At 72.3% G+C, this 21,945-nt stretch carries 15 protein-coding genes; 8 read left to right on the top strand and 7 right to left on the bottom strand.

Translation table 11 applies throughout. The annotated features are described in order from the left end of the window. The first annotated feature begins 35 nt into the window (after positions 1–35). On the top strand, positions 36–1,967 hold the full coding sequence (locus ACQPYE_RS25835; RefSeq protein WP_498714990.1) for a DUF6541 family protein: 1,932 nt from the start codon (positions 36–38) through the stop codon (positions 1,965–1,967). 71 nt (positions 1,968–2,038) lie between these two features. Here ACQPYE_RS25835 and wrbA read toward each other — a convergent pair whose 3' ends face one another. The 3 genes from wrbA to ACQPYE_RS25820 all read right to left on the bottom strand — a co-directional run bounded on the left by wrbA (position 2,039) and on the right by ACQPYE_RS25820 (position 6,297). Beyond that, entirely contained in the window at positions 2,039–2,653 is a 615-nt protein-coding gene (gene wrbA, locus ACQPYE_RS25830; protein WP_498714988.1) for an NAD(P)H:quinone oxidoreductase, read from the bottom strand. A gap of 221 nt (positions 2,654–2,874) precedes the next feature. Further along, on the bottom strand, positions 2,875–5,322 hold the full coding sequence (locus ACQPYE_RS25825; protein WP_498714986.1) for a CapA family protein: 2,448 nt from the start codon (positions 5,320–5,322) through the stop codon (positions 2,875–2,877). Between the two features lie 132 nt (positions 5,323–5,454). Next, entirely contained in the window at positions 5,455–6,297 is an 843-nt protein-coding gene (locus ACQPYE_RS25820) for a hypothetical protein (protein WP_498714984.1), read from the bottom strand. 265 nt (positions 6,298–6,562) lie between these two features. Between ACQPYE_RS25820 and ACQPYE_RS25815 the strand changes: the two genes are divergently transcribed. The 6 genes from ACQPYE_RS25815 to ACQPYE_RS25790 all read left to right on the top strand — a co-directional run bounded on the left by ACQPYE_RS25815 (position 6,563) and on the right by ACQPYE_RS25790 (position 14,940). Next, a complete protein-coding gene (locus tag ACQPYE_RS25815) occupies positions 6,563–8,752 on the top strand; it encodes a HAMP domain-containing protein (protein ID WP_498714982.1) in 2,190 nt (729 codons plus the stop codon). Then, positions 8,749–10,698 (top strand): poly-gamma-glutamate synthase PgsB, encoded by a 1,950-nt coding sequence (gene pgsB / locus ACQPYE_RS25810; RefSeq protein WP_498714980.1) that lies wholly within the window; start codon positions 8,749–8,751, stop codon positions 10,696–10,698. The genes ACQPYE_RS25815 and pgsB overlap by 4 nt, the downstream gene beginning before the upstream one ends. Continuing rightward, positions 10,695–11,180: a poly-gamma-glutamate biosynthesis protein PgsC/CapC gene (locus ACQPYE_RS25805; protein WP_201436176.1), complete on the top strand. Its 486-nt coding sequence runs from the start codon at positions 10,695–10,697 to the stop codon at positions 11,178–11,180. The genes pgsB and ACQPYE_RS25805 overlap by 4 nt, the downstream gene beginning before the upstream one ends. 19 nt (positions 11,181–11,199) lie before the next feature. Next, a complete protein-coding gene (locus tag ACQPYE_RS25800) occupies positions 11,200–12,237 on the top strand; it encodes an NlpC/P60 family protein (RefSeq protein ID WP_498714978.1) in 1,038 nt (345 codons plus the stop codon). Between the two features lie 385 nt (positions 12,238–12,622). Then, positions 12,623–13,870 (top strand): GlnX family signal transduction membrane protein, encoded by a 1,248-nt coding sequence (locus tag ACQPYE_RS25795; RefSeq protein WP_498714976.1) that lies wholly within the window; start codon positions 12,623–12,625, stop codon positions 13,868–13,870. Further along, on the top strand, positions 13,867–14,940 hold the full coding sequence (locus ACQPYE_RS25790; RefSeq protein WP_498714975.1) for a transporter substrate-binding domain-containing protein: 1,074 nt from the start codon (positions 13,867–13,869) through the stop codon (positions 14,938–14,940). Before ACQPYE_RS25795 ends, ACQPYE_RS25790 begins: the two co-directional genes overlap by 4 nt. Positions 14,941–14,982: 42 nt before the next feature. Here ACQPYE_RS25790 and ACQPYE_RS25785 read toward each other — a convergent pair whose 3' ends face one another. The 4 genes from ACQPYE_RS25785 to ACQPYE_RS25770 form a co-directional block, all read right to left on the bottom strand. Continuing rightward, positions 14,983–16,404, bottom strand: a complete 1,422-nt coding sequence (locus ACQPYE_RS25785) for a vWA domain-containing protein (protein WP_498714974.1) — start codon at positions 16,402–16,404, stop codon at positions 14,983–14,985. A gap of 9 nt (positions 16,405–16,413) precedes the next feature. Further along, entirely contained in the window at positions 16,414–18,597 is a 2,184-nt protein-coding gene (locus tag ACQPYE_RS25780; protein WP_498714973.1) for a serine/threonine-protein kinase, read from the bottom strand. Then, on the bottom strand, positions 18,594–20,096 hold the full coding sequence (locus tag ACQPYE_RS25775) for a S1 family peptidase (protein ID WP_498714972.1): 1,503 nt from the start codon (positions 20,094–20,096) through the stop codon (positions 18,594–18,596). The genes ACQPYE_RS25780 and ACQPYE_RS25775 overlap by 4 nt, the downstream gene beginning before the upstream one ends. Before the next feature lie 64 nt (positions 20,097–20,160). Then, positions 20,161–21,294, bottom strand: coding sequence for a hypothetical protein (locus ACQPYE_RS25770; protein ID WP_498714971.1), 1,134 nt, complete (start codon positions 21,292–21,294; stop codon positions 20,161–20,163). Positions 21,295–21,520: 226 nt separating this feature from the next. Here ACQPYE_RS25770 and ACQPYE_RS25765 point away from each other — a divergent pair, with 226 nt between their 5' ends. Further along, entirely contained in the window at positions 21,521–21,937 is a 417-nt protein-coding gene (locus ACQPYE_RS25765) for an HPF/RaiA family ribosome-associated protein (RefSeq protein ID WP_498714970.1), read from the top strand. Positions 21,938–21,945 lie beyond the last annotated feature (8 nt).

Genomic DNA, 21,945 nt, shown 5'->3' with positions numbered 1-21,945 from the left:
GCTCGCACTGTCGAAGGCGTCTCGTGGGGGGACACATGTCGTGGTTCAGCGTCGTGCCCGTGGCACTCGTCGCGGTCGGGTGGCTGTGGGGGCCGGGGTTGCCGGTCGTCTACTTGTTGGGGTTACGAGGGATCGCGGCGGTCGCGATGGCACCGGTGATCGGCGTCGTGGTGATCGCGACGGCGGCGGTGGTGGCGGGGTTGGCCGGCTTCGCGTGGTCGGTGCCCGTCGGGTTGGCGGCGGTGCTCGTGGCCGCCGGGTTGGCCGCACTGCTCGCTTTCCTGTTGCGGCGCAGGCAGTTGCTGTCCGCGACGGCCGACCCGAGGCAGGTCACGCTGGCCGTGGCGGCCGGGTTGCTGCCCGCGTTCGCGCTCGCCGCGCTCGCCGTCGTGCGGGCGGTGGGCGCCCCGGACGGCGTGTCGCAGGTCTTCGACACGCCGTTCCACTACAACGCGCTGGCGCACATCGGCGACAGCGGGGACGCGTCGTCGCTGACCCTCTACGCGCTGGGTGACCCGGAGACGCCCGGTGGCTTCTACCCGGCGGCGTGGCACGACCTCACCTCGCTGGTGGTGATGTCGACCGGGGCGTCGATCCCGGTCGCCGCCAACGTGGTCTGCGCGGTGATCACGGTCATGGTGTGGCCCGTGGGCTGCCTCCTGCTGGTGCGGCAGCTGTTCGGCCGCGACGTGGCGGCGTTGTCGATCGCCGGTGTGCTGTCGATCGCGTTCCCCGCGTTCCCGTGGGACTTCTTCGGGTGGGGCGTGCTGTGGCCGAACCTGCTGGCCATGTCCTTGGCGCCGGCCGGTTTCGCGGTGGTGCTGACCATCACCGGGTGGGTGAAGGACGACTGCCTCGGCCGGGGTCGGGCGTGGTTGCTGCTGGCGATCACGCTCGTGGCCGCCGGGTTCGCTCACCCGAACGTGGTGTTCTCGCTGATCGTGCTGTCGATCTTCCCGGCCGGGGCGGCGGTGTTCGTGCGGGCACGGCGACTGCACGTCGAGGGGCGTGCGCGGCGCGGTGTCGTCGAGTGCGCCGTGTTCGTCGCGGTGGTCTTCGGCGGTTGGCTGTGGTCGGCCACCACGCCGATGCTCGCCGACGTGCGCAACTGGAACGCGTGGAAGTCGTTCGAGACACCGGCCGCCGCGGCCGGCGAGGTGCTGCTCAACGCGACCAACCTGCGGGAGGCGTTGTGGCTGCTGTCGGCGTTGGTGATCGTCGGCATGGTCACCGCCCGCCGCACGCCCGCGATCCGCTGGGTGCTCGCCGGGCACCTGGCCTCCGGGCTGCTGTACGTGCTGGCCGCCGCCCTCAACCGGCCGGACACCGACCTGCTCACCGGCTACTGGTACAGCGACTCCCACCGCCTGGCCGCGATGCTGCCGATCACCGGCGTGCCGCTCGCGGTCGCGGGCGTCCTGCTCCTGTCCCGGAAGCTCCTGCCCCGTGCGCGCGAGCTGTCCCTGCCGGTCGTGGCGATCGGGCTGACCGCGGTGCTCGCCGTCGCGACGGTCGGCCTGTACTCGACGGACCGCGAGGTGCGGGTGGCCGTGACCTACCCGAAGGCGGAGGAGCACAAGCTCGTCACCGACGGGATGCGGGACTTCTACACGCGGATCGCCACGAGGATCCCGGAGGACTCGGTGGTGCTCGGCAACCCGTTCGACGGCAGCGTCTACCTGTGGGCGCTCGCCGACCGCGAGGTGCTGTACTCGCACCTGCTCAAGCCGAAGAGCGCCGAGCAGGAATACCTGGCACGCCACCTGGACGAGGCCGGCACCAACCCGCGGGTCTGCGCGGCCCTGACGCGTTACCGGGCGGAGTACGTGCTCATCGGCGGGGACGATCCGGAGATCACCGCGATCGAACCCTACGAAGGCGTCGCGGGCGTGCCCGGGGCGCGGGGGTTCGAACTGGTCGACCGGGCCGGGTCGACCAGGCTCTACCGGATCACGGCGTGCGGCTGAAGCACCCGGGCGGTCACGGGCGCAGGTCCCGGTCGCGGATCGGGAACCGGGCGGCGCTGCTCCTGCCGGCGCTAGGCGGTCAGGCCCTTCTTGAGGGCGCGGGCGATGTGCACGGCGCGGCGGGTTTGGAAGGCCACCGCGTCCAGCTCCACCTGGCCGGGTGGGGTTTGGCCGTTGTTGGAGACGTGGCTCGTGCCGTAGGGGTTGCCGGCCTGGAACTGGATGGGATCGGCGTAGCCGGGGGGCACGATGACGCAGCCCCAGTGGTAGAAGGTGTTGTTCAGCGCGGTGATGGTGGTTTCCTGGCCGCCGTGCGCGGTGCCCGCCGAGGTGAACGAGGTCGCCACCTTGTCGACCAGCTTGCCCTGCGCCCAGAGCGGGCCCGTGGTGTCGATGAACTGCTTCAGCTGCGCCGTCGGCAGGCCGTACCGGGTGGGCGTGCCGAAGATGAGCAGGTCGGCCCACTCCAGGTCGTCCAGGGTCGCCTCGGGGACGTCCTGGGTCTGCCTGACGTGGGCAGCCCAGCCCTCGTTGCCGGCGATGGCCTCGTCCGGCGCCAGCTCGCGCACCTTCCGCAGCCGCACTTCCCCCTCGGCCGCCTCTGCCGCCTCGGCCGCGGCTCGGGCCATCGCGTGCACGCTGCCGGTGGCGGAGTAGTAGATGACGGCGATCTTGAGGTCGGACATCGAGCTCTCCTGTGCTGTCGACGACTATCGCCGTGGTGTACCCAGCCGGCATCGGTGTGTGCGGCGACATCACCCCTTGGTGGTGCGACACCGCCCGAGCGGGTGGGGTGCCAGAAGTCGGTCACATGGTCTGACCCGCGCGTCGGGTAGCGGCGGGTTCGCCGACGGCGGTGGGGCGGCGAGCGGGCGGTCCGGTCGGGTGGCCCGCTCGCCGGTCCGGGTCAGGGAGAGGACGGGAGCAGGACTTCGTAGGGCAGGGTCACGGCCGTTCCGCCGCGGTTGCGGGCCAGGGTGAAGGCTCCGGGGGAGTTCGTGCCCCGCGCGTCGCGCCACTCGACGAAGCGCAACTCGTCCACGTCCACCCACGCGGGTTGTGCGGAGGAGCCCGAGACCTTGAGGTACGGCATCACCATGTTGCCCGTCGTCGGACCGGTGTCCAGTTCGGACACCGCCAGGTCGACGACCACCTGGTGCCACTGCCCGTCCGCGGGGACGTCCACCGGCTTGGTGTAGGTCGCCACGACCTCCGAGGTCGGGTCCTCGGCCGGGTTGCTGTCGTCGAAGTGGTAGACGTCGAAGCGGGCCTCCGCGGCGGCGGTGGAGGAGCGGCGGACCCGGGCGACCAGCGAGTAGGACGGGGCGGGGTCGGTGGGGACGGCTCGGCCGTCCTCGTCCCGGTAGGCCCGGTGGCGCGGCAGGGGGATGCGGGCGATCGGCCTGCTCTGCACCGAGTCGCCGTCGCGCACCTCCAGGCGGAGAGCGCGCAGGCCCTGTGCGGCGTCGCCGGAGCGGACGCCCTCACGTCTGCTGTTCACGCTCCAGTGCACGGCCTCGCTGATCGACGCGTCGGCGGTCTCGTCCTCGAAGTGCCCCCAGCCGTACAGGTCGCGCCCGATGTCCACGCCGTCGCCGCCGGTCGGCTTGACGAGCGCCGACGCGGCCACCGGGAGGTCGACCACCGCGCCGGGCCCCACCGCCTGGTCCTGGGCGCGGCCGGTGATGGGCTCGGGCACCAGGCGGGCGGTGTGCCGCTCCAGGACCACGTGCGCCGGCGTTCCCTTCTCGCGGGGACGGGTGCGGACGTCGCCCTCGTCGTCCCGGTAGGACTCCAGCGGCAGCGTGCTGCGCTCCCACACGCGCGCCAGGACGCGCTCGGCCGCCGTGTCGGTGACGGGCACGGGCTTGTAGTCCACCAGTTCCAGCGGGTAGAGCCTGGCCTCCAGCAGGGTGTCGCCCTCCCACACGGTGCGCAGGAACGCGCTGGCGAAGGTGGCCAGGAAGTTCTGCTCGAACACGAAGTTGCCCAGGCTGTAGGCGATCAGCTTGCCCTTGTACCACTCCAGTCCTTGCAGCACGTGCGGGTGGTGGGCGACCACGATGTCCGCGCCCGCGTCGATCGCCTTGCGGGCGATGTCGCGGATGTTGTCCGACGCCGCCTCCTGGAACTGGAAGCCGGCGTGCACCTGGACCATCACCAGCGGCGACGACTTCGCGACCTGCTCGATCTGGGCGGTGGACGTCTCGCCGTCCCACCGGGCCGCGCCGCCGTGACCGCGTCGTGCCACCCAGTCCTGCACCTCCGGGTAGACGGCCGCCAGCGACGCCCACATGCCCGCCACCTGGTCGTCGGAGGACTTCTCCTCGGCGGCGCTGAACCGTTCCCACGCCTCGCGGATGCGGCGCGGCGCGGACGGCACGCCCGCCGCCGGGTAGCCCCAGGTCCTGTTCTCGTACTGCCACCGGTCGGGCTCGGCGACGTCGCCGGGTTGCCGCGCGGTCGCCGGGGGGAAGCTCTCGTTGACGAACGAACCGTCCACGCTGGTGTACGCGAGCACGCCGACGCCCGTGCCGGAGACCTCGCGCAGGTGCGGCTCCGAGGCCTCGGCGGCGTTCGCGCCGGCTCCCACGGTCGCGATGCCCGCGCCGGACAGCGCGGCGCGCGTGTCGGCCACTCCGGCGTCGAGGAGGTCGCGGGAGTGGTTGTTGGCGAGCACCGCGAGGTCCGCGGACAGCGCGCGGAGGCCGGCCACGGTCGGTCCGGCGGACTGGAGGATGTAGCGCTTGCCGGGGTAGGCGGCGTCCGCGGGCTTGTCGCTGATGACCGTCTCCACGTTGACGGTGCGGAAGTCGGCGGCGGCGAACGCGGGTGCGATGGCGGCCACCACGTCCTGCGCGCCCGCCGCGGCGCCGTCGGCGGGGATCAGGGGCTCCGAGCGCCCGCTGGACTCCTCCTGGGTGGGCGTCGCGTAGCGCCTGCCGAACATCACGTCACCCGCCGAGTGGACGGCGAACCTGCCGTCCCCGCGGGCGAACAGCGTCACGTCGACCTGCTTGCCGGAGTCCGACCAGCCCAGCGGGACGGGTTCGGCGAGGTACCCGTCCGCGGTCACGACGGTCATGGCCGGGCCGGGCAGTTCGGGCACCTCGACCACGCCGTCGTCGTCGGAGGTCAGCGGGACCGGGCTGCCCAGCGGCGAGTGCACGGTGACGGTGGCGCCCTCCAGCGGTTCACCGGACTCGCCGGCGACCTTGAGCCGCACCGCGATGCTGTCGCCGCCGGCCGGCCGCAGGCAGCTGTCGCAGTCGCCGCCGCCGACCGCGTAGACCACCGCTCCCACCGCCAGCACCACGACCAGGGGAATGGCTACCCACGGCCACCGGTGTCTCAACGTGCTGATGATGCCCACAACAAAACCCTTTCGTGGTGATGGTGACGCTTCACGTGCCGGGACCGTTTTCCGGCGCCCGCCGGACCGGTCGCCCGCCGGACCGGTCGCCCGCCGGTCCAGCCGCCCGCCGGCTCAGTCGTCCAGCGCCTTTTCCAGCGCGCGGACGACGGGTTCCCACTCCTCGGGAGAATCCCGCGTGGTGCGGTTGAGTTCCACGTGCGCGAAGAAGGCGCCGTGTTCCGCCGCGACGACTCCCTGCCGATTCCGCCTGCCCTCCAGATCGCCGCAGTCGCGCGCCCACGCCCGGCACACGCGCAGCAACCCTTCGAGTTCGTCGGCGACCCGGGTGATCGAGGGGTCCTCCGGCACCGCGCCGGGGGAGAGCACCAGGTCGGCGGCCGGGAGGCTGTCGTCGTCGAAGCCGTGCAGCTGGACCTGCGGCACGCGGTCGCGCGAGTGCCTCTCGGCCGCCGCGTGGAACAGCGAGTCCGTGCGGTGCGCGGCGTCACCCGCGCCGGCGGCCACGCGGCGGTGCGTGCCCGCCACGGAGAGCACGGCGCCGGGCAGCCGGCGGAACAGGGCGAGCCCGATCTCCGCGGTGCGCAGGTCGTTGGCGGGGTGCGGGACCTGCACCGCGACGCGCACCGGTCGGGACAGGTCCACCACGTACAGACCCCAGCTGCGCTCGGTGCCGGCCTCCGCGACCGCGAGCGCGTAGGGGCGGCCGGTCTCCTCGTCCACGGTGCGCCGCACGGCGAAGCCGAGGGAGCGCAGCGCGTCGTCCCCCGTCGCCGGGGTGGGGCCCAGCGCGGTGAACGCCTCGGTGAACGCCCGGCGCTGTTGGGCGGTCGGCGGCCGGTAGGGCGCGTCCTCGCGCAGCGCCGCCACGAAAGCGGCGACCCGCTCCGCGAGGGCCGCCGCCGGGTCGGAGGACGGTGGCGGATCGTCGGAAGGGCCCTTTCCGTAACACCCCACGAATGAGATGCTGATCACGGCGAGGAACAACGCAAAAGTCCGCCGGAAACGAATATAGGTCACCGATGTAAATCGGATTCACTCGTTCGGCACATCGGTAGTCCTCTTCTGGCTAGGTGTTGGCGACTTTGTGGTGCACAATCTACGGGTTGCATCAACCGGGGTAGCGCGTTCGGGGGCGCGCCCCTCTCCTTATGGGTGACGGGGTCGGAGAAATTTCGTGCGCCACAAAACGGCTACAGTCCGTGACGTCAGGCTGAGACGCTTGCAGGACCAATTACCGGAAACATCGTTCCCGGCCACGGTGCGCCTACTGCCCACGGCACTGCTCGTGCTGCTCCTGACCCTGGCCGTGACCACGGGCTTGCTGCTGAGCGCCGGCGGTGGTGAAGAGGTGCCCGCCGCCTTCCGCGAGTCCCAGCAGGAGATCGCGCTCGGAGTGGCCCGCTCCATCGGCGCGACGGCGAACCAGGGCTTGAGCGAGTTGCGCAACGCCTCCACCGGCGCCACCGGCGAACCGGACCGGCTGCTGGACGACCTGGCGCGCAACCGCAAGTGGCGCGGAGCCGCGGTGCTCGCCGAACCCGGTCGCTCCCTGCTCGCCGCCCGCGGTGAGCAGGTCCCGATCGAGGCGATCCCGGCGGCCGTCGCCGACGCCGCGGTCACCTCGGCGGTCGCCGCCGGCGGCGAACCGGTGCTGCTCGTCACCGCCAGGCTGCCCGACGGCCGACTGCTCACCGCGACGACGGCCGTGCGACTGCCCGAGCCGGACGCGGACGACGTGCTCGACCAGTCCTACCTGCTCACCACCCTGTCCGGCCAGGTCGTCGCCGCCACCGGGCCGCTGGCCCGCGACCGCGCCCCCGACGTCGAGCGCTTCCTCACCGAGGCCGCCCGCGCCGCCGTCACCGGCCCCGGTGTGCTGCTCGGGACGCCGGCCGACCGCGTCCAGCGCACCTACGCCCACGTGCGGGTCGTGCCGTCGGGCAGCCCCGCCGGCCTCGACCTCGCCGTGGTCGCGGTCGCCGCGGGTCCGCTGCACAGCGGCTCGTCCGGCACCTCGGGCATCGTTCCCGCCGCGCTCCTGGCGCTGCTGGCCGTCGTCGGGTTCGTGGTCGTGCGCCGCGTCGTCACCGGTCCCGTCCTCACCGCCCGCGCCGACCTGCTCTCCCTCGCCTCCGGGGACCTGGACACCACCGTCCGCCCCGCCGGGACCGCCGAGGTGGCCCGCGTCATCGCCGCGGCCCGGCTGTGCCTGGACCGCCTGACCGGCGGGAGCGACGACGTCGAGCCGGTCACCGGCCGCCGCGTCACCGCGCGCGCCACCTGCTGCGTCCTCGCGCTCTCGGTCTTCGCCTGGTCGGCGGGCGTGCTCGTGGCCTTCCGCCCGGCCGAGGTCGACATCCCCGCCGGCGTCGTCGCCGGGGTCCGCGCCCAGACCGCCAGGGCGACGGACGCCCTGCGCCGCAGCGTGAACGACGGCCTGGCCGACCTCTCCGCCGTCGCCACCGGCACGGGGTCGCCCGACGCCCTGCGGTCCGCGCTGGAGCAGATGATGGTCGACCAGACCCGGTACCGCAGCCTCTACGTGGTGGACCGCTCCGGTCGGGCCGGCGAGCCCGTCGGCCGCCCCCCGCTGCGCATCGGCGAACCCCCGGCGGCAGCGGCGGGCCTGCGCCAGCAGAACCAGGAGGGCCGCGTCCCGGTGATCTTCGCCGAGGTCCCCGTGGCCGGGGGCGCCACGGTGGTCGGGGAGTTCGACCTGGAGCACCTCGGCTCCCTGCTGGGCCACGTGCCCGGCCACGCGCGCCTGGTCGACGGTGACTTCCGCACCATCAGCGCCACGGACGGCTTCATCGCCTTCGAGCAGGTCACCGACCCGGCACTGCGCGACGGCGCCACCCGCGCCCAGCGCGGCGACCCCGTCGGCGACGTCCAACCCGGCGAGGACGGCCCCGGCATCGTCTCCGCCGCCGCCGTGGTCGGCGGCGAGGTCGGCCGGCTCGGCTGGACGGTGGTCTCGGCGAAGCCCGGCGCCGAACTCGCCCTGCCCGTCAACGACGTCCGCCGCTACGCGCAACTGGTCGCGCTGATCGTCGCGCTGGTCGCGCTGTTCGGCTACGGCTGGCTGCTGTTCTCCGTGCTCGGCCCGCTCCGCCGGGTCTCCCGCGCCGCGGACGCCCTGGTCCGCGGCGACCTCAAGTCGGTCATCTACCCCCAGCGGCACGACGAGGTCGGCACCATCGCCTCGTGCCTGGAGATCTGCCGACAGGCGGTGACCCAGGGCCCCGACCGGCTCGGCGAGGTGCGCCGGCCGCGGGGCGCGGCCACCGACCCCACCCAGTTCCTCAAACCGGTGGACAAGCCCGCCGCGCACACCCCGCCGTCCCGCCCGCCGTCCCGCCGCACCGCCACCCACGCGCCCCGCGCCCGAGCGGGGAAGGGCTCGGCGTGACCTACCTCTACGTCGTCTTCGTCCTGCTCACGGTCGGCATGTTCGCCGCCGGCGTGGCCGAGCAGCGCAGGCACCTCGCCCAGCTCGGCAGCATCGAGCACCGGGTCCTGGTCAACGGCATCCGCGGCAAGAGCTCCATCACCCGGCTGTGCGCGGGCGCCCTGCGCGGCGGGGGACTGGTCACCACGGCCAAGACCACCGGCACGGCCGCCCGGTTCATCCACCCCGACGGCAGCGAGGAACCGGTCTACCGCAAGTGGGGCATCGCCAACGTCGTCGAGCAGATCGGCATCGTGCGCCGTGCCGCCGCTTACCGGTCCGACGCGCTGGTGATCGAGTGCATGGCGGTCATGCCCGACCTCCAGGAGATCAACCAGAGCAAGCTGATCCGCTCCACCATCGGCGTGCTGTGCAACGTCCGCGAGGACCACCTCGCCGAGATGGGCCCCACCCTCGACGACGTGGCCCGGTCGTTGAGCCGGTCCATGCCGGTGGGCGGGGTGTGCGTGACGGCCGAGGTGGACCGGCTGCACATCCTGGAGGCGGAGGCGGCCAAGCGGGACTGCGAGCTGATCGCGGTCGACCCCGAGTCGGTCACCGACGAGGACATGGCGGGCTTCACCTGGATCACGTTCAAGGAGAACGTCGCCATCGCGCTCAAGGTGGCCGACCTGCTGGGCGTGAACCGGCGTTCGGCGCTGGTGGGCATGTGGTCCGCGCCGCCGGACCCGGGCGTGCTGTCGGTGCACACCCGGATCGCGGGCGACAAGCGGATCAAGCTGGCCAACGTCTTCGCGGCCAACGACCCCGAGTCCACCCTGATGAACATCGAACGGCTGCTGGAGCAGGGGTCCATCGGCCGCCCCCTGCACGTGGTCATCAACTGCCGACCGGACCGCGTGGAGCGCAACCAGCAGATGGGCGCCCTGGTGGCACGCATCGACCCCGACCGGGTGGTGCTCATCGGAGAACCGACCCGCAGCGCGCTGTCCGCGGTGGACGAGCGGTGGCGCGACCGGGTGGTCGACCTCGGCGGCGCGCGGAACGGTCGGGACATCCTCGACGCCGTCCTGACCGGGATCGAGTCGACCGCGTCGCTGGTGGCCATCGGCAACATCCACGGCCAGGGCGAGATGTTCCTGGAAGCCGTCGAGCACCTGGAGGAACCGCCGGCGGAGGAGGCCGCGCCCGCGGACGCACAGGTGGGGAAGGCCGCGCGGAGCGAGCCAGCCGTGCGGACCGAGCTGGGCGTGCGGAGCGAACTGGGAGTGCGGAGCGAACTGGGAGTGCGGAGCGAACTGGGCGTGCGGAGCGAGCCGCCCGCGCGCCCGGCGGCCCGGCCGGCACCCACCGGGGACGTCCCTTCCGGACGCACCCCGCGACCCGCCTCGCGACCCGCCCCGCCCCGGTCCGCCGCACCAGGACCGGACGCGGGGGGAGGGCAGCGTCCCGTCCCGCCGCGCAGGACGGACGACGGCTGGTTCCCCTCGGAGCTGCCGGCTGCCCGCCACGAGCCACCGCGCGCACCGGGTGAGCGGCTGCCGGTCCACCCCCGCCCGCACGAGCAGCGGCGGCACCCGGCCCGGCCCGGTCAGTCGCCGGAGACGGCCCGCGGCGCGTCGGCGGAGACGCGGTTCATCGACCCGGGGGCTCCTCCCTCCCGAGACCGGCTGCCCGGCGTCGACCCTCACCGGGCGCGGGAACCGCGACGCCCGGCGTCCGACCGCGTGCGCCCGGAACCGGTCCGGCAGCGCCACGACCCCGGGACCGAGCGCTTCCGGCCCGAACACCCCGGCGGCGTGACGCCCCGTCCGGTCCACCGGACGCAGGCCGACGGCGCGGCGCGGGGCGACCTCTTCGACAGCGCGGGACACGAGACCCCCGACCGCGACGCGTCACCGCACCCCGACCACCGCCCCACTCCCAGACCTCGGAAGCAGTCGTGACCAACGGATCCCTCCTCCTGCCGGAGGTCGCCACCCTCGGCCTGGCCATCGGCCTCGTGTTCTCCTTGGCGTGCTACCTCACCACCAACCTCTCGCCCGGCGGCATGATCACGCCGGGCTGGCTGGCCCTGACCCTCGTGGAGGACTACCGGCGCGCGCTGCTCGTGGTGGTCATGAGCGGTGTCACGTACGGCGCGGTGAAGTTGTTGCAGCGCGTGGTCATCCTCTACGGCAAGCGGCTCTTCGCCGCTGTCGTGCTGACCGGCGTGCTGCTGCAGACAACGCTGTTCATGCTGATCCAGAGCGACTACCCGCTGCTGTTCGCGCACCAGACGCTGGGCTTCGTGGTGCCCGGTCTCATCGCCTACCAGCTCGTCCGCCAACCACCGCTGGTCACCGCGATAGCGACGGGTACCGTCAGCGCGGCCGGATACGGTGTACTGGCGAGCGGCGTGCTCATCGGGCTGGTGCCCACGGTCTGAAGCGGTTGGTGCGAGAGGGATGAAGGCGCAACGGCGACTCACGGGGCTGCCGCGGGCCGGGGTGGCGGCGCTGGTGGTCGCCGCCCTCGCGGTCGCGCTGGTCCTCTGGTGGCCGGACGCACCCACCGGCGGGTCGGGCGGCGACCGGACCACCGAGCCGGGACCGGTGAGCCCGCAGGCCGATCAGCCGGTCTACGAACGACTCGACGCGCCCGCCCGCACCGTCGTGCGCGACAAGGCGGGCGGCGTGGTCGTGGCGGTGTTCACCGACGGCGCGCGCACGGCCCAGCTCGTCGGCCCGCGCCGGTCCTTCAGCGAACCCAAGGCGACCTCCGCGACCGTCAACACCACCTCGTGGGTGCGGCTGCTGCCGCAGCCGTGGCGGATCGGCGCCGAGGTCGAGGGCTGGTTCACCGACTGGTTCGCGCGAGCACGCGGTGACCTCGGTCCCGACGTGCTCGCCGTCGCCACCGAGTACCTGATCGACATGCCGGACGGGACCGACGCGAACGGTGTGCGCTTCCGGGGTGACGCCTCGTTCGGCCCGGTCAAGTCCTCCGGCGCGGGTCGGCAGGAGCAGTCGGACTTCTACGACTACCTGGGCCTGCCCTGGGACTTCGGCAACGGCGCCGGCGCGCAGCCCGAGCGCAGCCGTTACGGCGCCGTGGACTGCTCGGGTTACGTGCGCCTGGTGTTCGGCTACCGCCTCGGCATGCCGCTGCTGGGCGTCAACGCGCCGGGACCGGGCCTCCCCCGACGGGCCTACGCCATCTCGGAGTTCGGCCCCGGCGTGCAGCTCGTCGCCAACGAACGCCGCCGTGCCACCGACTACAGCCGGCTCCAGCCGGGGGACCTGGTGTTCTTCGAGGTCGAGGACGACCCGGACACCCTGGACCACGTCGGCATCTACCTCGGCCTGGACGACGGCGGCCACCACCGCTTCATCTCCAGCCGGGAGCGCATCAACGGGCCCACGCTGGGCGACGTGGGCGGCACCTCGCTGCTGGACGACGGCGGCTTCTACTCGACTTCGTGGCGGTCGGCCCGGCGGCTGTAACCCCGCGACTCGGTGGACGCGGCTGTCGTAACGTCCTGGGCGGCGAGTACCGACGTGCGGCCCGATGACTCCGGGGCGGTGCAGGCACAATGTGGACTCAGGTGACTCTATAGCTTCAGTGTTGACTGAATAAACTTGTTGTCGCAGAACCTCTGGTCGTTCGGTGACATGTCGCGGAGGGACTCATCGGGCAGCACACCGGCCGTGGCCGCAGCCAGGACGTCGAGGGAGAGAACGCGGGCACAAGGAAGAAATCGGTTGCGCACGGCCACAGGTGTGCAGCGCAGAGGTAGGGCCGAACGTGTGCACTTCACCGATTCCGGCGACACCGGACAACACCGGGTGATTCACTCGGCCCGACCAAGGGCGGAGGTGTCGAACGAGCGTGCGCGAGGAGTTGCGCGCCTATCTCCGGCGCACCGAGGGCAAGCTGACCATGATCGCCGCGTTGACGTCCGCGTCGGCGCTGCTGCTCGGGTTGATCGGCTTGCTGGTCCTGCAGAACAGGCAGGCGATGCTGGACGACGCGGTGGAAAGGCGCGGCGTGCTCACGTCCGCGGCTCTCGACGTCTACCGCGCGTTCGCGGACGCCGATGCCACCTCGCTCGACGCGCTGCTGGTCGACCAGCAGCGCTCGCCGCAGTTGCAGCAGAAGGTGCGCGAGAACGTCTTCGACGCGCTCGACGCGTTGCGAATGGCGGCGGAGCGCGATGGTGGTGGGAGTGCGGCCGAGCGCGTCCAGCGCATCACCGACCTGGTGCCGCAGTACGTGCAGCTCGTCGAGAGCGGCTGGAGCGCCGGCCGCGAGGGCCACCCCGTCGCCACCTCCTACCTGAACCAAGCGAGCTTCCTGGCCCGCGGCAAGATCCTCGAGGACGCGGCGGCACTGCACAGCGAGCAGATCAAGAACCTGACCGAGGCCCAGCAGGACGCCACCGGCCAGTCCTGGCTCGTCTGGCTGCTCGGCCTCGCCGTGCTGGGCGTCCTTTACTGGTCGAACAGGTTCCTCTTCCTGCGCACCAAGCGCCGCTACAACACCGGCCTCGTCGTCGCCGCGGCGCTCACCGGCGCCGCGCTCCTGGTCATCTCGATCCCGCTGCTGATTTCCAGCAGCCACGCCGAGGACAGCATCCGGAACCGGGAGGAGGTCGTCGCCCCGCTCGCGGAGGCGCGCAACGTCGGCCGGTCCGCGGATGGCAACGAGGCCCGACTGCTGATCTACCCCTCCGTCGGCGACAAGGAGGCGTTGACGAAAGACCTCGCCGACATCACCGAGCTCATCGCGCAGGCGGCGGGATCCGCCACGGACCGCGAGCACATCGACCAGGCGGCCGACGCGACGCGGAAGTGGTCCGACGCGGATGCCGGCCTGGTCACCACCGACTCGAAGCTGACCTACCCGGAGACCGTCGCGCTCGTGACGCCGCCCGAGCACGGCAAGTCGACCGCGGAACTGGTGGACGAGCACCTCACCGCCGCGATCTCCGCCTACACCAACGCCTCCGCCGGCTCCACCGCCGAGGCGCGCGCGTGGATCAGCGGACTGGACGTCGTCTTCGCCCTGCTGATGGTGGGAGCGGCCGTGGCGGCACTGGCCGGTCTCCGGCCCCGGATCGCGGAGTACTACCGATGAAGCGCTTGTTGCTGGCACTCCTGCTGCTCGCGGGCTGCGCGGCCCAACCCGTCCAGCCCGTCGAGCGGACGGCCGAACCCGTGCTGCCCAACGGCTACCGCGACCCCGGGCAGCCGGCTTCCCTGCCGCTGGAGTGCACGACGCAGGAGGGCAGGGCGGAGTACGACCCGGCGCGCACGCTCAACCCCGCAGGTGGCCTCGGTGACGGCACGAGCGTGCTCGAAGGCGTGACGCTCGCGGAGATCCGCGAGAACGGCCTGGACGTCGGCGTCAGCCAGACCACCCCGCTCCTCAGCCGCCGCGACCAGGTGACGGGGGAGATGGAGGGCTTCGAGATCGACCTGATCAACCGGATCGCGACCGAGCTGTTCGGCCGTCCGCTCCAGCCGAGCGATCCGCTGCTGCGCCTGGTCACCATGCCCACCGGCAGCAGGCTGCTGGCGCTCGACACCGTCAAGAACAACGCCACCAGGGAAGCCGACCAGGCGTTGGAGGGGGTCCCGGTCGTCGACATGGTCGTCGCCGACGTGACGATGACCTGCGACCGCGTCTACAACCACGACATCATCTACTCGACGCCCTACCTCACCACGAACGCGGGCCTGCTCACGCGCAGGGGCGCCGAGGCGCGCGACTCGCTGGACGGGCTGCGCGACCGGAAGGTGTGCGCCGCGTCGGCCACCACGAGCATCGCCGACCTGATCGAGTCGCAGCGGAGCACCGGTGTGAAGCCGGTGTCCACACCCGACTCCAGCGAGTGCCTGATGCTGCTGCAACGCGGTCTCGTGGACGCGGTCTACACCGACTTCCCGATCCTGCAAGGTTTGCAGATGCAGGATGCCGGCACCGAGCTGACCGACCTGCCGGGTCAGGGAGGCGGCACCGCGGGCGTCGCGATCAGCGCCAAGCACAAGGACCTGGTCCGGTTCGTCAACGGCGTGATCGCCCGGATGCGCGCGGACGGCTCGTTGCAGGCCTCGCACGAGAAGTGGTTCGGCGAGCGCGTGCGGGCGGCGGGGGTCGAGCAGGGCCCGGTGCTCCCGCTGCCGCCGATCGCCTACGCCGACTAGCTGTCACGGGTCAGTCCGGGTTGATCACGAGCGCCCCTCGGGTCATCCGGCCAGTGGTTCGCCACAGGCGCCGCAGAACTTGTACCTGCCTCCCCACCGCTGCGCGCACTTCGGGCAGACGAGTTCCGGGAGGGCCGCCGCGGCGGGGTCGTCGGGGACCGGGACGGGCTCGACCGCGGGGCTCATGCTCGACATCACCGAGCTCATCCCCGTGTACAGCAGCTCTTCGGGCGTGAGATCAGACCGGATCCGCACGTTCTCGTCGGCCGGGTCGCCGATCACGTCGACCAGCCGCAGCAGCCGGCCCAGCACCTTCTCGTTGTCCAACGAGGTCGCCAGCGCCACCGCACGTCCCCAGTGCCGAGCCGCCGCGTCCAGGTCGTCCACGTCGTGCGCGTCACAGCCTGCCAGCACCGCCTGACCCAGCTCGGTCTGCCGCGTCACGTGCGCCACCTTCGGATCGATCACGCTCGACAGCTTCAGGTCGTTGGTCCACCGCGCCAACACGACAACCTGGTCGCACGCCTTCGTGAACTCCGTCGAACCCGGCTTGCGCACCTCCAGGTCGACCCGCGCCACCCGCACGTCGCGGTTCAGCCTCGCCTCGGCCGACGACACCGAGAGCCGCAGGAAGTACTCGCGGGTCTCGGCGCCCCACGAGCCGGTCAGGAACGCGGTCTTGCGCTCTTCCAGCGGATCGCCCGCCATCGACGCCTCGGTCGGGAACGTCTGCCGCAGGAAGTCGACCGACGAGCGGGTCGTCGTCGTGACCACGAGCCGCGCCTCGGGGATCACCTTCTCCATCGCCGTCCTGGTCATCACCTCGAAGTCGGCGACGAGGTCCTCCGGCTGCCGCACGGCGTCCGCGGTGCCGTGCAACGCCTCGGCGATCCGCAGCAGCTCGCGCTTGTCCCAGTCCGCGCCGACACCGCGCGCGTCACAGGTGAAGACCCGGGAGCACTCCACGAGCTCCTTGGCGAGCTTCGAGTCGCCGGGGTTGTTCTGCCCGTCGGTGAGCATGATGACGTGCCTCACCGCGGTCGGGTGCCCGGACAGCAGACCACGCGCCAGCTCCAGCCACTCGCCCATGCGCGTGCCGCCACCGGCTTCCAGCTGCCGCACGGCGTTCTTGGCGGCGCGGCGGGTCTCCGGGGTCGCCGCGACCAGCCGCGATCCGGCTGGGTACACGACCCGGGCGGCCTGCGTTCCCTCGATCACCGCGAACAGCGCCCCATCGCGCAACGTGTCGATCGCCGCGTTCGTCGCCCGTTGCGCGGACGCGATCTTCGTCTGCGGGTAGGACATCGAGCCGGAGCAGTCGATGGCGATCACCTGCGCCACCTCCGGTGCGGACGCACCACCGACCACACCCCGACCGGACACGGTGAGCACCGCGTCCATCTCGCCTTCCCCCGTGTCCAGGTAGGGGTTCTGGCTCACCGACAGCGAAAAACCGGGCTCCATGGCTTCCTCTCAGCGGCTGGTGATCGGCCGGTGGTGGTTCGCGCGGTCGACCAGGGACGAGCGGTCCGCGCGGTTGGTGGCCTGCCGGGCCAGCGCGCGGTACGACTGCTCGACCCGCAGCCGCAACTGCGTGGTGTCGGCGTCCTCGGACAGCGAGACGGCGAGCGCCGCCTCCCGCACCACGGTCTCCAGCCGCACGCGCGACTCGCCCGCAGGCGCACCGCCGTCGAGGTAGAGCTCGCGCAGCCGGGCGGTGGCGGCAGCGAGGTCCGCGTCGGTCGGCGCGAGGAGCTCGCCTCCGGCCCGGATGCCGCCGCTGAGCACGCGGACCGCCGCGATGCGAGCCGCGTCGAAGTACCGCGACGCCTGCGGCGTCTCGTCCAGCAACGCCACCGCGCCACCCCGGTCACCGTGCGCGAGCCGCACCCTGGCCAGCCCGAACACCGCGCTCACCACCGACCGGTCGCGCCGCCACACCGCCTCGTACAAGGCCTCGGCCCGGTCGAGGTCGCCTTCGTGCTCCGCGCAGTACGCCAGCGCGAGCTTGGGCGCGTCCTCACCCGGCAGCCACGAGTACACGCCGTCGAACGCCTGCCGCGCCACGTCGATGTCCTCGCTCGCCAGCTCGATCAAACCCTCGTGCCACCTCACCCGCCAGTCGTTGCCCAGCAGGCCGCGTGCCTGCACCAGGCTCTTCCGGGCCGCGGTGACGTCAGCCGCGGCCAGTGCCGCCCGGCAGCGCACGAGAGCGGTCTCCGGCGAGGTCACGTTGTCGCTGTCCAGCCGCGCGATCAGGCGCCCGGGGTCCTCGGTGTCGGCGGCGGCGAGCACGTCGGCGGCCGGGTCGTCGGCGGTGGCCCGCGGCACCGGCAACCCGACCGCGACCGCGTCGGCGGCCGGTCTGCCGTCGGACAGCGCGATCTCGGCGAGCAGGTCGACCGCACGCCCGGTCCACGTGTCCAGCGCGGGCACCGCGCCGAGCCCGGCGTCCAGCAGCGTCGTCGTGTGCACGAACACCGTGGACGGCTCCGGGCGCGGCCTCCGGTCGCGCAACGACGCCACCTCGCGCAGCACACCCCGCAGCTGGTCGGCCATCTCCGCCGCCGAGCCGTAGCGCTGGTCCGGTTCGGGGTGCTTGGCCCGGTCGTAGGCGCGCTGGAACGAGTTCAGCCCCACCGCGAGGTGCGAGCGCTCGGGTTCGTCGTGGTCGGCGGTCGCGTAGTCGAGCCTGCGCAGCACCACCCCGAGCGTGTGCAGGTCGGACTGCACGGTCAGGCCGCGCTCGGCGATCTCCCGCTCGTCCACCTGGTACGGCCGGGTGCCGACGATCTTGCTGCTCCGGTCGCCGATCCTGCGCACGGCGCCGAGATCGATGAGCTTCACCCGGTTGCCGCGCTCACCGACCTTGCCGGAGCGGATGATCACGTTGTCCGGCTTGAGGTCGCAGTAGAGGAAACCGCGTTCGTGCAGGTAGTCGAACGCGGCCAGCAGCTGGAGCCCGGCGCCGACGACGTGCTCGGTGCGCAGCGGCTCGCCCAGCGGCACCAAGCCGCGCACCGACATCTCGGCGACCTCTTCGAGCACCATCCCGTCCACGTACTCCATCACGATGTACGCGCGGTCCTCGCCGGTGTGCGCGTCCGGGTGGCTGACGAAGTTGTAGATCCGCACCACGTTCGGGTGGTCCAGCAGCGTCAACACCTGGCGTTCCTTGGTCGAGATGTCCAGGTCGGCGACGTCGATGAGTCCTTTGAGCACCACCGGGTTGTCGTCCAGGTGAGTGTCCCTGGCCAGGTAGATCCAGCCGAGGCCGCCGCGTGCGAAGCACCCGACCACCCGGTACTGGTCGGCCACCAGCGCACCGGGCTCCAGGCTGGGCAGGAACGAGAACGGCGTGCCGCAGGCCAGGCAGAACCCCGCGTCGCGCGGCGGCAGCGCGGTCCGGTCGGGGCACTGGTCGTTGGGGCACAGGCGGGTGCGCACCGGCACGCGCGGGTCGGTGATGATCCGGCTGGTGGGATCCTTGAAGTCGAAGACCGGCAACGACATCGGGTCGCCGGTGCGCGAGCGGTGGCTGCTCGCCGTGGCGCTCGACACCCGGGCGGGATTGCCGCGCACCACCGCGAGTTCACCGCAGTCGACGCAGAACCCGGTGTCGTCAACGGTCCCACCGCAGTGGGTGCACGCCGTCATTCCTGATCCCCTCTCTCCAGCCGCCGCACCGCTTCCTCGCAGGCCTGCACGACCCGCAGAGCCATCGCCAGGTCGACGGGTTCGGCCTCCAGCGCCGCGTGCGCCCTGCGGCGGCGCCGGTCGAGTTCGAGGTCCTCGGCGAAACCCGCCGCGGCGGCACGCGCCTGCGCCGACGCCAGCCGTCCGCGCAGCACGGACATCTCCTCCCGCACGCGCCGCCGCGCCGCACGCTCGTGCTCGGCCCGCGTGATCGCCCGGTCGAACCGCGGCAGCTTCCCCTCGACCAGCCGCCAGTCCGCCGCGGCGGCGCGGCGCAACGCGCTCAGCCCGAGCCGCAGCTTGGTGGCCGCGGTGTCGGGATCCTCCCGCATCAGCGCGGTCACCCGCTCGACCAGCCCGTCCAGCCGCGTCACGACCGCGGCCCGGGCCAGCCCCCGCGCGGCGACCACGTCCGCGGCGTCACCGTCGCGGAAGCCCAGCACCAGCCGCGCCCCGCTCGCCACCATCGGCCCGCCGAGGTCGTGCAGCAGCGACCGGGGGTCGCGAGCCGCGTCGACGCCGTCGAGCACGACCGTCATCGGCGGAGTGCCCTCCCGCACGCGCTCGGTGCTGGAACCGCGGCTGACCAGGCCGGCCCGGTCGAGGACCCGGCGCGAGACCTCCTCGGTGCTCAGGCCCTCGACGTTGATCGCCAGGTCGGGCGCGGGCGACTCGCCCACCGCGGAGAACGAGACCGCGTCCTGCAGGTGCTCCAGGTCCTCGCCGACGACGACCAGCACCGCGCCGCCGTCCTGCCTGTGCGAGAGCCAGTCCATCAACTCCCGCACCCTGCCGTTGTACCGCGCCGGGCGCTTCTTGAACCGCTCGTCGATGCCGTCGTCGCCGAGCACCCAGCGCGACAGCACGGGCAGGCGCGCCTCGATCGCCGCGACCGGGATCATCCACGACAGCCCGGCGCCGTTGTCGTTGTACTCGCTGACCACGATCCCGAGCACGTGCCCGCTCGCGTCGTCGGCCACCCCCGCGCCGCTGAACCCGCGCTGCACCCGGTACCCGCCGCCGCTGTTCATCTGCTGCCACTCGGCGCCCGCCATCCCCGAGAGCACCATGGTCGCCCAGGCGCCGACCTCCTCCAGTCCACGGGGATAACCTTGTGCGTGCACGGACCTGTTCCAGGTCATGGCGACCTTGCGCAACGTGGCCGGGCGCACGCCCGGCTGCGGCGTCGCGAGCCGCAGCAAGGCCACGTCGCCGCGTTCGTGCTGCGGCTCGACGTGCTCCACGATGTGAGCGGCGCTCACGGGCATCTCCGGCAGGCCGACCAGCTCGACGGTGAGGTCCTCGGCGGCCAGCGCGACGTGGGCGCACGTCAGCACGTGCTCGCTGTCCAGCAGCACACCCGCGCCCACCACGCCACGCGGTCCGCGGCACCGAAGCCGCACCCGCCACTCCTCCGTCCCGTGGGGGAATGGCCCGGCACGTCCCTCACCGGCGATCATTGCCGCACACTAGGCGCGGATCACCGCGACGATCGCCGTTTGCGCGCTAAAACGCCCGAACGGCCTAGGCGCGCTCGCGGACCGCCAGGTAGACCGCGCGCACCGCCAGCGTCCGCTCGATCCGCTCGACCACGGGTGCGAAGAACTGCCTGCGCTGCTCGGCGTCGCTCATCGACACCACCGCGAAGTACATGCTGCCGAAGGCCGCGAACAACGTGGCGTTGCGCAGCATCGCCGCCGGCACGCCGGGAACCCACTTCGCGGGCTCCGGCGGCGCTCCGATCCACTGCTCGGCGACGGCGGGTGTGACCACGATCAGGCCGAGCGCCACGAAGAACGCGAACAGCGCGAGTCCCACCACCGCCGCCTGCACGAGCTGGCGGATCGCGAGCATCACCAGCAGGTTGCGCGACTGCCGTCCGTTCAGCTTGTGCGGGCGCAGCGGCTCGGCGAACTCCTCGTCGCCCAGGGGCGTGCCCCGGCAGGCTTCCCGCAGCACCTCGGGGCGCAGGTCCTGCTCGACCCGGCCGATCTCGTCCTTGAGCCGCGCGGCCGCCGCGAGCACGGTGATCGCCGCGAACAGCGCCACCACCAGGCTCACCCGCTGCCACGGGAGCTGGTTCATCGCCTGCCACAGCTCACCGGTGAAGAACAGGAAGAGCGTCACGAACAACAACGGCGGCAACGCCCGCCCGAGCAGGTGCACGCTGTTGCGCAAGTCGTCCACCGTGTGCCGGATCGCGCCCTTGAGCAGCGCTGCCAACCCGTACGTCACCGAGAACCAGGCCGCGGTGAAGATCGCCGCGAAGAACACCGCCAGCTGCACCGGATCGCTGTCCGGCGTGTCCTCGATGGTGTCCTGGAGGATCGGCACGATCACCGGCACCACCGCGTACCCGACGAGGATCGCGATCGTGCGGTTGCGCGTGAACCGCGGCAGCCGCCGCACGAACAACGACAGCACGATCCAGGTCGTGAGCGCGCTGGCGAGGATCAGCGCCAGCAGCACCCACCGCCCGTACCCCGCCGCGCCCAGCGGCACGAGCCAGACGAGGCAGGCGATCGCGATGGTGGCCAGCGCCGGCAGCATCCGCGGCAGCACGTGCGTGAAGAACCCGTAGCCCTCGATCATCGTCGGGGCTCCCTGCTGGACGAACCACCGCTCGGTGCGGCGCGCCAGCAACCGTGCGGCTGTCATGGACGAGATCATGCCGCAGCCCCCCGGGACGGACCGGCCCACCAGCGCACGGCGTTGCCGGTCCGCCCGAGGTGGACACCTCAAGTGAGGGGTCGCGGGTGATTGTCGCAGCTCAACGGTCGAATGCGGAGTTCCGGCGCCCCGCACGCCGGACGTCGCCGCGTTTGAGCCGGCCGCTCCCGTGGTACCGAGCAAGACCATCGCTTTCCCGCTACGGAGGGTGCACATGCAGATCCAGGTCAACACCGACCACAACATCCACGGTGGCGAAGGACTGGCCACCTTTGTGACCACCGACCTGGAGAGCAGCCTGTCCCGGTTCAGCGGCTGGTTGACCCGGGTCGAGGTGCACCTCAGCGAGGACGGGGGCAGCAAGCCGGAGGACATGAAGTGCGTCATCGAGGCGCGGCCGGGGGGCAAGCAGCCGGTGGCGGTCACCCACCACGCGGCCACTGTGGACGACGCTTACGCCGGGGCGGCGCACAAGTTGGGGAAGGTGTTGGATTCCCGGTACTCCCGCGCCCACGACCACAAGGGCAGCGACAGCATCCGTCACATGCCCGCTCCGGTGGACCCGGAGCTGGTCGGCGTGATCGAGGTCGAGGACGAGCCTCGGGCTGATCAGGGCGAGATGACGCGGTAGGCCTCATC

The sequence above is a fragment of the Actinosynnema sp. CA-299493 genome (assembly GCF_050946825.1).
GTDB lineage: Bacteria > Actinomycetota > Actinomycetes > Mycobacteriales > Pseudonocardiaceae > Actinosynnema.
Note: the sequence above shows the minus strand (reverse complement) of the source record. Positions and strands in the feature narration are given on the sequence as shown.

What these genes read in the sequence shown, in the direction of transcription:
- ACQPYE_RS25835 (WP_498714990.1), top strand. Translation starts at nt 36, where the DNA reads ATGTCGTGGTTCAGCGTCGTGCCCGTGGCACTCGTCGCGGTCGGGTGG.
- wrbA (WP_498714988.1), bottom strand. Translation starts at nt 2,653, where the DNA reads ATGTCCGACCTCAAGATCGCCGTCATCTACTACTCCGCCACCGGCAGC.
- ACQPYE_RS25800 (WP_498714978.1), top strand. Translation starts at nt 11,200, where the DNA reads ATGAAGGCGCAACGGCGACTCACGGGGCTGCCGCGGGCCGGGGTGGCG.
- ACQPYE_RS25790 (WP_498714975.1), top strand. Translation starts at nt 13,867, where the DNA reads ATGAAGCGCTTGTTGCTGGCACTCCTGCTGCTCGCGGGCTGCGCGGCC.
- ACQPYE_RS25785 (WP_498714974.1), bottom strand. Translation starts at nt 16,404, where the DNA reads ATGGAGCCCGGTTTTTCGCTGTCGGTGAGCCAGAACCCCTACCTGGAC.
- ACQPYE_RS25780 (WP_498714973.1), bottom strand. Translation starts at nt 18,597, where the DNA reads ATGACGGCGTGCACCCACTGCGGTGGGACCGTTGACGACACCGGGTTC.
- ACQPYE_RS25775 (WP_498714972.1), bottom strand. Translation starts at nt 20,096, where the DNA reads ATGATCGCCGGTGAGGGACGTGCCGGGCCATTCCCCCACGGGACGGAG.
- ACQPYE_RS25770 (WP_498714971.1), bottom strand. Translation starts at nt 21,294, where the DNA reads ATGACAGCCGCACGGTTGCTGGCGCGCCGCACCGAGCGGTGGTTCGTC.
- ACQPYE_RS25765 (WP_498714970.1), top strand. Translation starts at nt 21,521, where the DNA reads ATGCAGATCCAGGTCAACACCGACCACAACATCCACGGTGGCGAAGGA.